The organism is Dictyobacter kobayashii (assembly GCF_003967555.1).
Lineage (GTDB): Bacteria > Chloroflexota > Ktedonobacteria > Ktedonobacterales > Ktedonobacteraceae > Dictyobacter > Dictyobacter kobayashii.
In genome coordinates, this window is sequence record NZ_BIFS01000002.1 from 2331066 (window position 1) to 2345309 (window position 14244).

The 14244-nt window shown below is 49.9% G+C and carries 12 protein-coding genes; 5 read left to right on the plus strand and 7 right to left on the minus strand.

Going from position 1 to position 14244, the window contains the following annotated elements; genetic code table 11:
* Window positions 1-75 precede the first annotated feature (75 nt).
* Window positions 76-666 carry an acetate uptake transporter gene (locus tag EL645_RS36595; RefSeq protein WP_126557320.1) on the plus strand — a complete coding sequence of 197 codons (591 nt, stop codon included), beginning with the start codon at window positions 76-78 and terminating at the stop codon, window positions 664-666.
* Between the two features lie 960 nt (window positions 667-1626).
* Window positions 1627-2400, plus strand: coding sequence for a gamma-glutamyl-gamma-aminobutyrate hydrolase family protein (locus EL645_RS36600; RefSeq protein ID WP_126557321.1), 774 nt, complete (start codon window positions 1627-1629; stop codon window positions 2398-2400).
* A gap of 145 nt (window positions 2401-2545) precedes the next feature.
* Here the strand turns inward: EL645_RS36600 and EL645_RS36605 are convergent, their stop codons facing one another.
* The 3 genes from EL645_RS36605 to EL645_RS36615 all read right to left on the minus strand — a co-directional run bounded on the left by EL645_RS36605 (window position 2546) and on the right by EL645_RS36615 (window position 6051).
* Complete coding sequence (locus EL645_RS36605; protein ID WP_126557322.1) at window positions 2546-3547, minus strand: small ribosomal subunit Rsm22 family protein; 1002 nt, start codon at window positions 3545-3547, stop codon at window positions 2546-2548.
* A 418-nt stretch (window positions 3548-3965) separates the two neighbouring features.
* A complete protein-coding gene (locus EL645_RS36610) occupies window positions 3966-4340 on the minus strand; it encodes a zeta toxin family protein (RefSeq protein WP_126557323.1) in 375 nt (124 codons plus the stop codon).
* A gap of 79 nt (window positions 4341-4419) precedes the next feature.
* Window positions 4420-6051: a peptidoglycan D,D-transpeptidase FtsI family protein gene (locus EL645_RS36615; protein WP_126557324.1), complete on the minus strand. Its 1632-nt coding sequence runs from the start codon at window positions 6049-6051 to the stop codon at window positions 4420-4422.
* Window positions 6052-6681: 630 nt separating this feature from the next.
* Between EL645_RS36615 and EL645_RS36620 the strand changes: the two genes are divergently transcribed.
* The 3 genes from EL645_RS36620 to EL645_RS36630 all read left to right on the plus strand — a co-directional run bounded on the left by EL645_RS36620 (window position 6682) and on the right by EL645_RS36630 (window position 10376).
* A complete protein-coding gene (locus EL645_RS36620; RefSeq protein ID WP_161977991.1) occupies window positions 6682-9375 on the plus strand; it encodes a bifunctional YncE family protein/alkaline phosphatase family protein in 2694 nt (897 codons plus the stop codon).
* Between the two features lie 161 nt (window positions 9376-9536).
* Window positions 9537-9815, plus strand: coding sequence for a hypothetical protein (locus EL645_RS36625; RefSeq protein WP_126557326.1), 279 nt, complete (start codon window positions 9537-9539; stop codon window positions 9813-9815).
* 135 nt (window positions 9816-9950) lie between these two features.
* Window positions 9951-10376 carry a YkvA family protein gene (locus EL645_RS36630; RefSeq protein ID WP_218032235.1) on the plus strand — a complete coding sequence of 142 codons (426 nt, stop codon included), beginning with the start codon at window positions 9951-9953 and terminating at the stop codon, window positions 10374-10376.
* 55 nt (window positions 10377-10431) lie between these two features.
* Here EL645_RS36630 and EL645_RS36635 read toward each other — a convergent pair whose 3' ends face one another.
* From EL645_RS36635 to EL645_RS36650, 4 genes are all read right to left on the minus strand, one after another.
* Window positions 10432-11727 carry a hypothetical protein gene (locus EL645_RS36635; RefSeq protein WP_126557327.1) on the minus strand — a complete coding sequence of 432 codons (1296 nt, stop codon included), beginning with the start codon at window positions 11725-11727 and terminating at the stop codon, window positions 10432-10434.
* 116 nt (window positions 11728-11843) lie between these two features.
* Complete coding sequence (locus EL645_RS36640) at window positions 11844-12401, minus strand: WD40/YVTN/BNR-like repeat-containing protein (protein WP_126557328.1); 558 nt, start codon at window positions 12399-12401, stop codon at window positions 11844-11846.
* Window positions 12402-12454: 53 nt separating this feature from the next.
* Complete coding sequence (locus EL645_RS36645; protein ID WP_126557329.1) at window positions 12455-12940, minus strand: beta propeller repeat protein; 486 nt, start codon at window positions 12938-12940, stop codon at window positions 12455-12457.
* 70 nt (window positions 12941-13010) lie between these two features.
* Complete coding sequence (locus EL645_RS36650; RefSeq protein ID WP_126557330.1) at window positions 13011-14210, minus strand: YncE family protein; 1200 nt, start codon at window positions 14208-14210, stop codon at window positions 13011-13013.
* Window positions 14211-14244 lie beyond the last annotated feature (34 nt).

Consider the following 14244-nt stretch of genomic DNA (forward strand, 5'->3'; position numbering starts at 1 on the left):
GTGAAAAATAGCGCTTGCCCATAGTTTTGTGCAGCGATGTATGTTAAGAAACATTCCAGGAAAGGTGGCAATGCTATGGCTCAGTTTTCGTTGAAGAACGAGCGTGCTGCAGGAGAAGAGGTTGCAACCGCGGTCAATCCTGCTCCTCTTGGGTTGTGTGCTTTTGCTCTGACCACATTCGTGTTGAGTGCCGCCAACGCTAATTTGTTTACCGGGGCCGGTATCGTGATTGGCCTGGCGTTATTCTATGGTGGTCTGGCGCAATTATTGGCTGGCATGTGGGAATTTAGAATGGGGAATACCTTTGGGGCGACTGCATTCACTTCCTTTGGCGCCTTCTGGCTGTCTGTGGCAGCTACGTTACAGCTTAAGTTGATCCCCAATGAGACTGCATTTGGTTTTTTCCTTCTTGGTTGGACAATCTTTACCGGCATTATGTTTATTGGTACCCTGCGTAGCAACTTCGCGTTGATGGGCGTGTTTTTCTTCCTGTTCCTTACCTTCCTGGCGCTGACAATTGGCGCTCTGGGCGGCGGGTCTACCTTTACTGTAATCGGCGGATGGCTTGGTATTATCACCGCGCTGGTCGCCTGGTACACAGCCCTGGCCGGCCTATTGACAACTGTTAAGGCCCCCTTTGGTCTGCCTGTCGGCCCTCGACCCTGAACTTTTAACGTAAATTAAACATCCACCTGGCGCATAACGTGCCGTGCCATGAAAAGTACGCTACCTGGGATGCAAGCAGCCTGGCTAACTACACACTTAAAGCCACCCTTGCTGACATCTCAAGTAGCGTTCTGTACTGGTCGAATTGTCCACTCCACTAGCCAATACCATGTAACTTTCCCCTTAATATGTCTTCATCCTTTCCCCTTAATATGTCTTCATCAGCGTGGCCCAAAGCTCTCAAGCCCTCAGTTAAAGGTGTGCAGGAATGAGGTGGCCGCGGCCACCTCATTCCTGCACACCTTTAACTCAAGCTGCGTGCCGCAGGCGCGCGAGTCGATACTAACAACTCCTAAACAGATTTAATTGTGTAGCGGTACGCAGTAGAAATGTGAGTCTTTCCATAGATACTCCATGCTATGCTAAAGATAGGCAGTGGAAACTTCTCAGTCATCGAAAATTGATAATCTTCGTAGTATTTAATATACCCTGAATTTTGTCACTGGCTGCGCTTTAGAAGTCGGTGAAAATTTGCTTGTATTTTAATCAATCCTTATATATAAATTAAACTTTGTAATATAAACGTATTAACAATAATAATACAAATGCCTGACATATCTTTCTTAATGGCATGCAAAAAAGTCCTATGCGCTTGACAAGCCATAGCAGCCAACTGTAAAACAATAATAAGTAAAGTTTTCCTCAGTACGAATTCTGAAAAAAGTCACTGACGACATGGCTACTGTATTATGCGTTTCACTGGTTTACAACTAAACTCATAATACTTTCTACAATTGTTTTCTACCGTAGGGATGTAATAGCAACAAGGGATGTGGTGGTGGTTAGGGCAGAGGCTGCTCCACAGGGATGTATTTACTGGTGCCGCGTGTAACAACTAGCCAGCAAGGAATAATCAAGAAAGCTATTATGTTATCCAGTATATAGATAGGAGTGGTGATAATGCGACCGTTAATTGGAATACCATGTCGAACAGGGGTGAGGGGCGAGAACGCCGAGAAGCCTGTATATTATAGCAATCAATCATATGTCCATGCGGTCGAGAGTGCGGGTGGGGTCCCTATTATTATTCCCATTATGAATGATTATGAGAGCCTGCGTTCGTTGCTTTCGCGCCTGGATGGTTTACTCCTCTCCGGTGGTATCGATGTACACCCCAGTACATACAAAGAAGAAGCGATAGCCGCTATCAGTGAGACTGATCCGGCATTAGATAAATTAGAGCTCCACCTGGCTCGCTGGGCTTATCAAGAAGATATGCCTACACTTGGCATCTGCCGTGGCATGCAGTTGATGAACGTTGCGCGTGGTGGTACTCTCTACCAGGACCTGGACACTGGCTACGAGAATGGTTTGCAGCATGCAAATTGGCATTTACCTCGTAACCAGACTATCCATAGTGTGAGTATTGATCCTGATAGCAGGATGTACCAGATTTTAGGTAGCGATGAGGTGCTGGTCAATAGCCTGCACCACCAGGCGGTTAAAAAATTAGGTGACGGCGTTGCCGCCAGTGGCCTGGCTGAAGATGGCATCATTGAGCTATTGGAACTGCCTGAGCGCACATTTATGCTGGGAACACAATGCCATCCAGAAGAACTGTATCATGATAATCCCATCTGGGCTCGCTTATTCCGCTCATTTGTGGAAGCCTCAATCGAGAAGATGAGCCTGCAATTGGGTATGGAAGCACCGGTCTGGTCGGCTAGCGCATAATAAAATACTTACTATTGCTCAAAAAATAATAATCTAACACAAAAGGCTCACGGAACGGGTAGACAGAAGCTTTTGCCTATCTCTTCCGCGAGCCTTTTTGTCATGTGCTGCTATTGTTGTATCACAGGCACTTACATAAGGATTTTCAGGGTTTGAGGGTGACTTCGATGGTATCGCCCCAATCGTAATCGGTGGCGTTGCGAAAGGCTTCGCGATTATGTTTAGGAATATGGACTTCGACAATTCCCTGTGTGCTGGAAACGGTGAGGCTGACATCTTTCTTGGATTTGTGGGGTTGGTGAATCAGACGGCCCCAGATGGGCGTGCTGGCTTTGAAGCGGGCCAGGGCGGCATAAGAGAACTTGCTCTCCTCCCAACCGGCTGTCCCGGCTTTGGCCAGGCGCTGAAATGCGGGACGTTCCAGGCGTTGCGGGAAGTGGCACCAATCATCTACCAGGGGACAGGCCATACTATGGGCGCAGGGAGCTACGATATGGGCTTCCAGGCTGAGCAGATATTCGCGCATGGCTTTGATGATGGGGAAGGCAGCCGAAGTGCCAGGTTCTACGAGCAGCAAGATCCCTGAGCAGTGTTGCCAGGCCAGTGTAATAATCTCCTGCCGTAAGGTTTCTGGTAATTCATTGAGCACATGCCCCAGCACGATCAGGTCGTAGGTTTCAATCTGGCCTGGCAGTTTACTACCAATGGTGACTCTATGCCAGTCTGTTTGTTTCAGGGCTGCTCGCTCGCTACTCCTGGCCAGTTGGCGTCCCAGATCAATAAAAGAGGACTCGCGCTCCCAGGCGGTGAGCCGTTGTAAAGAAGGCCATTGTTCTGTTGCCGCCCACAGCGCGGTTCCTGGTCCACTGCCGATATCCAGCATGCTGGTCGGTTGCCAGTCTGGCACACGTGCTTTGACCGAGATCATCGCACCGCTAAGCTGGGCGTAGGCCGCAGGCATAATCAGCGCCGCATAGCCCAGCGCCGCATCAACGCCCCTGGCCAATGCTGTCTCCTGACCCGTGCGCTGCGTTCGGTAGCGTTCACTCAAGGCTTTGGCCGCACTTTTCCACTTGGAGGCGGGTACACTCTGCAAGGCCTTTTCAATGGCGCTCTCTAACTGATCAGGTAAGGATAACAGTGGCATATTTTCTACTAACGTCCCTCTTTAAACATATTCTCTGGCTTTTATTACTCTAGCAGATTAGGATAGGGCGATGCAACCATTTAGTCCTTTTGCCAGTGCTATTTAATGTTTCTCTTTGGCGCCTGCGGCGCCGGGTTGGGGGTGTGGAGTGTGTGGAGCGGGCGGCCGCGGCCGCCCACTCCACACACTCCACACCTGAAAGATGTACATTCTCTGGGCGAACATTACATAGCCCTGTCCTTTTGCATGGCCAGCGCCTGTAGAATCCTTTCAACCGTCTCGGCAGGCGTTTGTTGTGAATTATCGATCCACAATCCCGTGTGGTCCATGCTCGCCCTTAATTCTTGATCCAGGTACTCAGCCCAGGCTCGGCCCTGCGTTTGTTTGGTACGTTGGAAGTCACGCTGCTCAATAATTGTTAGCAGGGAGTCAGTACCACGACATTGATGGGTAGACCCACCATCTCTGCCTGAAACTGCTGCCAGCGCTCTCCCATGATGATATCGTCGAACACTACCGAGAAACCGTTGGCGAAAAATGATCTTCCCAGCATACACATGTGCTTGAGGCGTAGGTGTAGCTGCTCGGCTGCTTCCCCCTCGGGTGGACCCACCTCATCGGCCCACTGCCCTCCCGCAACAATCATGCGCTGTAACGTATCTGCCTCGATATGTACACCTCGCTTAAAGTGTTGGGCTAACGCATGGGCAACGGTAGACTTTCCGGCTGCCATAATGCCTGTGATTAAGATCAAGACGGGTTCTTTTTCAACCGCCATCGCAGACTGTTCCATGTTAATTTCTCTTCTTTAAAAATAAAAAAGATCTCCCCATAGGTGCCGAGAGATCTTTTTGTTTTGTTAATAATTATGTCTAGCGCGTTTGCCACAGTTTAGTCGCCGGGCAATAGCTTTCTGAATATAGTGGCGAGGGCATGTTGTTAACTTTAACATAGCCTTTGTCGAAGATATCGTTATACATCTTCCAGATGCTGGGACCGACTGCATAGGCGCCTTCTCCGCCGTTCTCGCGCATGGCCACGATGGTTAGCGCGGGCATCTGGTCGGCGTTGTGCAGGGTAAATGGGGCCTGCGTGATCATCCAGCCATGGGCTGGTAAGCCACCACCAACCTCGGCGGTACCAGTTTTGCCCGCAATGGCCGATGTATAGCCAAAGTTCTGGCTAAGATGCCAACCGCTGCCACAGGTTGTCACGGCTGCCATCGCCTGTCTGACCTGGTAAGCTGTGTCCTTGCTCACCACGGTATTTAACACCTGCGGATCTATCGTCTGCAGCGGATTTTTAGCCTGGTCGGTAATTTTTGAAACCAGCATGGGGCGCATCAGGACACCGTTATTGGCGACGGTGTTATCCACCATCGACATCTGGAGCGGCGAGACGTTGTCTACGCCCTGCCCGAAGCCGTTGGTTGCCAATTGGAGGGTTGACAAGGGTTGCCCATCGCTATTGAGCACGCTACTTTTCTGCGTTGGCAAATCAAATGGAATATCCTGATCAATGTAGAGCTTTTTGGCGTACTCTAGCCATTTATCCATGCCCGTATTGACCCCGAGCTGCGCAAACACGATATTATCCGAGTTGGCATAGGCGAATTCGGTCGTAATCGGGAAGTGGAAGACGAATTCTCCAACCCCCAGATTATCGCCTACGATCTGGTGCCCGTCGTAGAACAGCGGACCCACCGCCCCTTTCTTGTCCCAGGGATGATCCAATGTGGTGGTACCTGAATCGAGGGCGGCCATCAGGGTGACGGTTTTAAAGGTTGAGCCCGGCGAATAGAGCTCTTTCAATGGTCGCACATACAACGGATGATCGGGATCTTTGTCCATCTGATTGTAGTAATTATAATCTCCATTAGACAGGGTCTGGACCATCTTATTGGGATCGTAGCCTGGTGAACTAACCATGGCCAGGATTTCGCCGGTATGCGGATCTGAAATGACTACTGATCCCTTGTTAGAGGGCGCTGCCTGGTTGATTGAATAGTTCTGCTGATAGAAGGGATCGGTATCGGGATGATAGTTATTGAACTGCTGCACTGCCAGTTGTTGGATGCGTTCGTCGATGGTGAGATAGATGTCGTTCCCAATTGGCGATTTGTGCAGTGTTTTGTTGATTTCGTTATCTAATGCGGTACGGCCTGCATTGCCGGTAAGCACGTCATTATACTGGCCCTCAATACCTGGAATATACGTTCCTGGAGCATAATAGCCAATGATCGCGGCCAGCGACGGATCTGTATAGTGACGGATATAGCCACCACAGACTTTGGCTGGCACTGATTCTGCCAGCAAGACGCCGTTGCGATCGAAGATGCGTCCTCGTACCGGCGCGTTCTCTGCCGAGCAGCGCCGGGGATTGTGAATGGTTGCTGTGACATTATCCGCCTTCACTACCTGCCAGTATACCAATCCACCGCTTAAACCCACGAATAAGATCACAAAGATATAAGTTAAATTTCGTATGCTAGAGCTAATATTCATAAAGGCACCCTTTGCTTATGATACCTGCTGTACGTGTAATATAGATAGATTTTGTCAGTGTATTATTTGTATTCACTGCCAGGAATTGAAGCCCGCTTTGTCTCGATGCCGCAGCATTTTTGTTCTCTTACGCCTCTCTTATTCAGGCCGCTGGCTTTCGCCACTATAAAGAAGGAGGTCTCTCTTTTCGACGCTATCGTTAGATATCAGCTATCAGCATTGCGCCTGACCAAAATTATTTTCTTGTCCATTCCTCCGAAGAAATATACGTTTATATTAAACGCAAGTTGTTAATTTATGACCCCGGTATTTATGAGACGTTGCGCAAGCACAAAAATCTCTTATCGATATTATTGTATGTTTATTGACGGCAGTTTTAGATGATAGATGTGTGCATGTCTATTATGCATCCTGGCTGGATGTGCTCGGAGGGGCATCGATTATTTCTATATAGTCCGGTTTTTTATTGATTATAATCAAAGTATGCCATTCAATCGTCTGAGCACAACTGATGCATTTGTGAGAATGATTGAGCTTGTGGCTGCTGGGCGAGCCGCGCTCAAGCGGCGTTGAGGATGCTTTTAAGCGTTGGTTATGTGTGAATGCCTGCTAGCATTGAAAGGCTATGGTATGCGACAAGATCTACAAGCTCAAGGGGGGCACTACCTGCCTGGGCATCCAGGCCGCCCTCTCAATCTGTTTGTAATATTTTTGCCGCTTCTGCTGATTATGGCTATCTGCGTATCATTTTTTTATACTACAACTGCCACTGGAGAAGCTGCTTTTTTAACGGCTATGCCTGGCACAAAAAATGGCGCGACGCGCCTGGTTGATACCTGGACGATTACCCCTGCCGGACAGCAAACGGTTTTAGGGGATCTGCCTTTGAATGCGGTGCTGGCCCCGGACGGCAAACATTTGTTGGTTTCTAATGGGGGTGCAGGTATTCAGTCATTACAGGTCATCTCTACCAGTAATCATACGCTTGTCCAAACCATCCCTTATATCTCCCCTCACAGCGTCTTTGTGGGATTGGCTTACAGCCCCGATGGGAAGATTGCCTATGCTTCTGGGGGTGGTGAGAATATCGTCCATACCTATACCGTCTCTGCGGATGGACATTTACACGAGGAGGCTGCCATTAGTCTACAGGAGCACCATCTGAATAATTTCCCGACCGGCCTGAGTTTGAGCCCTGATGGCAAGAGGCTGTATGTTGCCGATAATCTGGCCCATACCATGGCAATAGTGGATACAGCCAGTAAAAAGGTATTAAAGCATGTAACTATTGGTCTATATCCTTATACAACGCTGGCGAGTAAAGATGGTAAGCTTATCTATGCCAGTAATTGGGGCGATGCCACTATTTCAGTGGTTAGTACTAAGACTAATGATGAAATTGCCAGTATCCCAGTTGGCCAGCATCCTACCGCGATGGTTTTGAGTCCCCATGATGATTATTTATATGTGGCCGCTGCTAATAGTGATGCGATCTCCATTATAGATACCGATGAGCAGCGGGAAGTGGGACGGATCTCGGTGTCGCCCCGGCCCCATGCCCCTTTGAGTAGTAGCCCGCAGGGCCTGGCGCTTAGCCCGAACGGGAAGACCCTCTATGTGGTGGACGCGGGCAATAACGAGGTGGTTGTGATCAATCTACAGGGTGATAAAGGACAGATCCAGGGCCGTATCCCTACCGCCTGGTATCCTACTTCAGTCAATGTGGATGCGGCGAATTCCACCCTTTATGTTACCAATGGCAAGGGGATAGGGGCTGGCCCCAATGATAAACGATTATATGCCGATCCGGTTCGTGTGAAACCTCCCATTGTGGACGCGGTAAGTGGTTATAATAATCACTACTGTAATTGCGCCTTCAATGGCTTTACCGGGAGTATGATTAATGGGACCCTCTCTACCATTGAGATCCCTAAAGCAGAGCGCCTGAAGCTCTATACTGACCAGGTTTCGCGTAATGATGGAAAACCTGCTGCCGTACTGAATGAACGTGATGCAAATAATCCAATTCCCCGGCCAGGAGGTACTTCTCCAATCAAACATGTGATTTATGTGATTAAAGAGAATCGCACTTATGATCAAGTTCTGGGGGATGAAAAACCGGCTAATGGGGATGCGCAATTGACGCTCTTTCCACAGAAAATTACACCCAATATACATACACTGGCCAGGCGTTTCGGAGTCTTTGATAATTTTTATGCTGATGCAGAGGTGAGTGCCGATGGCCATAACTGGATCAACTCGGCTAATGCCAACGATTATATTGAGAAGATGTGGCCGCAAAATTATTCACCCGGCATCAATGGCCGCCATCGTCCAGCTGATTTTAGTGGAGACAACGCGATTGGCCTTTCACCGGGTGGCTACATCTGGGATGCGGCCGCCGAAGCGCATATTACATATCGGGATTATGGTGAATTCTACCAATTGCATACGAAGGAGCCGCCTCATCTATTGCCTGCCGCTCAAGCAGCCAGCTGTAAGGGTCCCGTGGCCCATACCTACCTTGGTGAACATATTCCGCCCGGGCAGGTATTGTGTTTCGCGCCCATGCAGGTCACTGGCGAGGTAGTGCCCCGCCTGCTTAATCATTATGATCCTCGTTATAAGCCATTTGACCTGAATTTTATGGATGCTGACCGAGTGAAAGAATGGAAGCGTGAATTTGCCCAGTTTGTGGCCCATAATAATTTGCCACAGTTAGAACTTGTATGGTTGCCCAATGATCATACCGAGGGGACAAGGGCTGGCAAATTGACGCCTCAGGCATATGTGGCCGATAACGATTATGCATTGGGTCAGATGGTGGATGCGGTAAGCCATAGCAAGTATTGGGCCAGTACGGCTATTTTTGTGACAGAGGATGATTCTCAGAATGGACCTGATCATGTAGATGCACATCGCACAGAATCGTTGGTCATCAGTCCCTATACGGCTCGTAGGCAGGTGCATGTGGATCATACGCTCTATGACACTGCGGCCATGTTGCGGACTATTGAGTTGATTCTCGGGTTGCGCCCTTTGAGTCAATATGATGCCAATGCGGTGCCTATGTGGCGTGCGTTTACCAGCCATGCTAATACTACACCCTATACGGTGCGACGTGAGGATATCTCTACTACGGCCACTAATAGCCGCACTGCCTATGGGGCCGCCGCCTCGGAGCGCATGGATTTCTCAATGGAAGATAATATCCCCATGGATCAGCTCAACCAGATTCTCTGGTACGCTATCAAAGGTATACATACCCCTTATCCTGGTATCAGACAGGCCTCTCCCGTTACAGCACCTGATAATGATGGATAATGCGATTTTGTGAAATGATACCGTTAGACGAGAGCGTTGAAATCAGGTAATATATGTGTTACGTAGTCAGCTGATCAATATCATGAATTCAGCTCAACCGCTTTTTAAATATGTGAATATCCTTTGTTGATATAATGGAATGTCTTTAAGGAGAGGAATCTATGAAATCACGACATCACGATGTGCAAGCAAATAATGTTGTTCAAGGACCTGGGGTAGCTACAATGCTATCTATGAAAGAGATTTTGGCGATCACTGTACCGGTTGCTGTGGTTATTAATTCTGTTGCCTGGGCGATTGCTGTCTGTCTGATTGTCCGAGAAAAAGAACGAGCCCGTGTCGAAATTGCGCGCCTTGAAGCCGATGAAAAAGAGCCGCTCCACCTGCTACCTGGTGAATATATCCCTGAAGAGGCTCTACGCGAGCGCTACCGCCAATAGCCGGCTTATAAGCTTTGTATAGCTGCTTTTTGTACTTTGTGGGAGCAGGCAGACGGCTCTCACAGAGTCTTGTTTTTTCTTATGGCGCTTGGATCATATCACTGATGACCATCACCAGGCTAAAGGGAGCTCTACGTGCCAGATGTTATTGAGGAAAAGAAAACTGCGGACCGACGTTTCCAGGACTGGAAACGTCGGGTGCGACTTTTGAAGCGTGAGATCTATGCTCTCTATTTCGCTTATAAAGATCCACGGGTGCCCTGGTATAGCCGCCTGTTTACCGCCTGTGTGATTGGATATGCTCTGAGCCCACTGGACCTGATTCCAGATTTTATTCCAGTTTTGGGCCTGGTTGATGACCTGCTATTGTTGCCGCTAGGTATTTACCTGGCCCTGAAAATGATTCCCGAGCCCGTCTTGCTGGAGAGCCGTCAACGTGCTGATATCCTCCTTGCCGAGGGCAGGCCGGTTAACCGCGTGGCCGCCGCCGTTATCATCGCTATCTGGCTATTATGTGCCCTCTTAGTGTCCTGGTTGATCTATCATTTTTTCTTCCACTAATAAGGCTACAGATCGTTATTATTGTTGTTATTCGAATCATGGTCTGCTTGTGAAGCTAAAGTTCGGGTAAATGGAAGCGAAAGAGGTGCTTCTGGTCGCCCCAGTGGTAGGCATAGAGATAGCTGTTCTGTTGCGCACTGCCGGCAAATTGTCCGTTCCAGCAGAGTCCGCAACCTTCGTCGGCTGTATATTGTAGGGGGGTCGAGAGTACCTGCCAGTGTGCGGTGCCAGGATTCCAGGCCCAGAGCCAGAAGGTGGTGGTTGGTCGCTGGGTGCTGGTTCGTGCTGGGATACCGCTGTTGGGATCAACCCCAAAGGCTAGCAACTGTCCATTATTGGTAATCGCGAGTGCCTGTAGCAATCCCGATTGTTCTGCGTTCGTGCCTGTGACAGGCAGGGCAGGAATGGTTGACCACTGTTGGCCGCTGGTGCTTTGCCATAACTGTAGCCGATAGAGATTTGATGGCAGTTGTTCATGGGCCAGCGCATAGAGCGGCGCTGAGCTACTATGACTTTGTTGTAGGTAGGTCATCACCTGTGGTGGCAGATCGTTTTGCTGTTGCCAGGAGCGCCCGCCATCATGACTGATCCATAATTGAGATGAGGTGGTATTCGCGCCCGCTACGTGGCGTACTATGGTCGTTAGCGTCTCGTCGTGTCCAATCTGGGGCATAAAAAACAGACTGTTCGCTCCAAACGCAGTATCCGAGTGGGACCAGGAGTGTCCATTATCATCAGAGCGTTCGAGCAGGCTGTGTTGCAAAGAGCCCTGCCCACCGCCATAGCTATACCAGAGATAGATATGATGGGCCGTGATGGTGACGCTGCAATCTTCTATTTGCTCATTGGCAAGCGCGCTGGAACTATTTATATTGTGCCAGCTTGTTCCACCATCGATACTCATATAAAGGCTGCCAGCATTAGCAGGCTGTTGACTGGTTGGATCATGCTTGATGAGCAGGGCGATGCGTTGAGGCTGATCTGGCGCGATCGATAGCGAGCAACCAGCCCCAGTTGCGGCGGATAAGTGTAGCTGAGACCAGTGTTGACCTGCATCACGTGTGCGCCAGAGCGTCATCTGCTCTGCTCCGGTTGCATGCGCCTTCATACACGCATATATTGTTTGGGGTTCAATGGGGGATGTGACATAATCACTCAATTGGGTATCAGAGATTGGCAGTGCAATCTTCTCCCACGCCATTGTTGTTACTATCCTTGTGGGTTTAGCCTCTGACTTAGGTGTAGTTGTGGCATCCTGTACCGCAACGTTATTACAGCCAACAAGTAATACTGTACAAAGCAGAGTCAGCGCTTGTAAAATGTGCTGTAGATGCATCCTTGCTGTATTCATAATTCGATCCTTTTTAATCGCACATAAAAGATTCTTTCTCTTTCTATTATTATACAGCATGAGCGCCAGATACAAGCAAAAAAGTTATATGTGGTTAAAAGCTAGCCGAAATGTAGCTAGATGACAACAGCGGTAACCGCATAGATGGTTGGTAGGCCAGTAGCGATCATCTGCCAGTTGTCGCCATTGTCCGCAGATGCGAAGATGTCGCCGCTCATCGTTCCAATGTAGACGCCACAGGGAAATTTGTCATCGCTACACATGCCATGGCGTAGAATCTTCTGGCGCGCCCGGGCACCCCTGGGTAGTCCACTGGTGCAGGCCTCCCAGTTAGCGCCACCATTCTGGCTGCGATAGACCGTAAATTGGTCTCCAAGTGGGTAGCGGTCTTCATCGTTGACGACAAAGGTGAAGAGCGTATCTGGATGCCTGACATCCAGCGTGAGGGGAAAGCCAAATGTCGAGGGGAGACCCTGGCTGATGCTGGTCCAATTAGTGCCTGCGTCAGTGCTGCGGAAGAGTCCACATCGGCTTTGCTGATATAGCGTATCTGGCTGATAGGTATGTTGTAGCAAGCGATGTGTGCTGGTGCAGATAGAGGTCCAGCCCTCTGCTTGAGGTTGTTCCAGCTGATTAATCGCCTGCCAGCTTTCCCCGCCATCCTCTGTTCGCACACTCCCGGCGCCAGAGATGCCCAGCCATAGACGCTCAGGCTGTTCCTTATCCGCTACAATACTATGTACACAGGTCCGACCTCACCGTTTTCCCATTGTTCATGCCGGGCTTTCTCATTCAATGCGGCATTTCGCTGCCAGTGGTTGCCGCTGTCATAGCTGATCCAGAGGTCGGCGGGTCCCGTACCAGCATAGAGCGTCTGTGGTGCCTGAGGACGCCCTGGTTCGATATACCATATTTCGGCCTGGCCGTTTGGGCCGGTCGTGGGAAATGATATGCTCTCCTCAGGCTCTTGCCAGCTGACCCCAAAATCATCACTGTAGCGTAGAAAGGCTACTCTCTGGCGGTTGTCGGCGGCAAACAAGCGATAATGGTTATGAGGGTCAAACATAGCATAGAAGATGCGCGCATCATGGCGTTGCAAGCTGGTTGCTTGTATGTTCCACCGAACCCGATCCTGGGATGTTAGCAAAAAGAGTCCTTGCCGGGTTCCTGCCAGAAGTAGAACGGTGCCTGTTGGATAAGCTGCGGTAACCATAATGTAGCTGCCTCCTGTGCATATGCGCTTGTTGGCCGCCTGGACTTCAGGTCCCATCATTGCGCCAACTTTATGATATGGCTTTACGCCTGCGCGCAGATCGCTTATAAAGAAAATATCCTGTGGGAGCAATGAGCATAACTGCAATTAATCCATATGCTCCAATAGTTACGAGTATACCAGAAAGTGTGGCTTCTTGTGGACTGTTTGGTGCTAGAGGCGGATATAAGCCGGTGATGATGAAGTGGGGCGAGCCTCCCACATGCAACATGGTGATCGTTTGCTGGCCCGGTAGATCTAACATGACAACCTGACCACCAGCCAGGGCCACAAAGCCGAGTTGTCCGTCGTTTGTAATAGCAACCGAGCTGGGGGGCGAGGCAAAGGTCCAGGTACGCTCCGGTTCATGTGGGCGCGCATAGCCGACCGCGACTGGCGAGAGCACATCCAGCTGATCATGCCTGGCATCTGGGACATAAACCTCTCCGGTTGACTCATCAAAATCCATGGGACCATAGGCGCCGCCCGCGATGACAAGCATGCTGTGATAGTTATTAATGTCAATCGCATTGATCGTGCCCTGTCCGGTGGTGACATAAGCGGTTCTGCCAGGAGGGATCGCTACCGCTCGTGGCTCGGCTGTCATGGAAATGCTTTGAATGGTCTGGCCTGTCCGAGCGTTGAAGACAGTGATACCACTGGCTGTGGTTGCCCAGAGTTGTGTGTCCTGTCCATTGTTTAAGTTGATTTGGGGATAAGCCAGGGCCACTCCATTAACCATATCCTGGGCCAAAAATGTCTGCTTGACCCTGCAGTTACCAGTATCCAGGGCTGTTACGCGCCTGCTCCCCTTGCCCGCGACATAGAGACTGGATGTATTGACATCCAGCGCCAGAAACTGTGGTTGGCCGGGGAGGGAGGCTGTACAGATAGCGTTGCCTGTGCTGGCCGCCAGGATCGCCAGCTGCCCTACGGTTGGCCTGGTAACATATAGATAGCGCCCATCGGGACTCAACAGGAGCGCATGCGGATCGCCGGTAGTGGTAATGGTGCGTGAAATTGCTTTCTGGGCCACATCGATGACGCTGATGCCTGTAGCTGAACCTGCCACGTAAGCTAGATTCGGGGCACCCCCATCCGCATAGGCCGGTAAGCGGGAAGGCGGTATAAGCAAGCATAGCAGTAACCCATAGATGACGCATGGCAACCCCACGCCAATATTTTGCGCTAGTAGATTATCAAAGAAAAATCTCGTTACATGCTGTTTCATAAGTGTATCTCTTCACTAAACTGTCCAAATTGAG

Excerpts from the sequence above, each read along its gene's own strand:
- EL645_RS36595 (WP_126557320.1), top strand. The coding sequence starts at position 76 with ATGGCTCAGTTTTCGTTGAAGAACGAGCGTGCTGCAGGAGAAGAGGTT.
- EL645_RS36600 (WP_126557321.1), top strand. The coding sequence starts at position 1,627 with ATGCGACCGTTAATTGGAATACCATGTCGAACAGGGGTGAGGGGCGAG.
- EL645_RS36605 (WP_126557322.1), bottom strand. The coding sequence starts at position 3,547 with ATGCCACTGTTATCCTTACCTGATCAGTTAGAGAGCGCCATTGAAAAG.
- EL645_RS36610 (WP_126557323.1), bottom strand. The coding sequence starts at position 4,340 with ATGGAACAGTCTGCGATGGCGGTTGAAAAAGAACCCGTCTTGATCTTA.
- EL645_RS36615 (WP_126557324.1), bottom strand. The coding sequence starts at position 6,051 with ATGAATATTAGCTCTAGCATACGAAATTTAACTTATATCTTTGTGATC.
- EL645_RS36620 (WP_161977991.1), top strand. The coding sequence starts at position 6,682 with ATGCGACAAGATCTACAAGCTCAAGGGGGGCACTACCTGCCTGGGCAT.
- EL645_RS36625 (WP_126557326.1), top strand. The coding sequence starts at position 9,537 with ATGAAATCACGACATCACGATGTGCAAGCAAATAATGTTGTTCAAGGA.
- EL645_RS36635 (WP_126557327.1), bottom strand. The coding sequence starts at position 11,727 with ATGAATACAGCAAGGATGCATCTACAGCACATTTTACAAGCGCTGACT.
- EL645_RS36645 (WP_126557329.1), bottom strand. The coding sequence starts at position 12,940 with ATGGTTACCGCAGCTTATCCAACAGGCACCGTTCTACTTCTGGCAGGA.
- EL645_RS36650 (WP_126557330.1), bottom strand. The coding sequence starts at position 14,210 with ATGAAACAGCATGTAACGAGATTTTTCTTTGATAATCTACTAGCGCAA.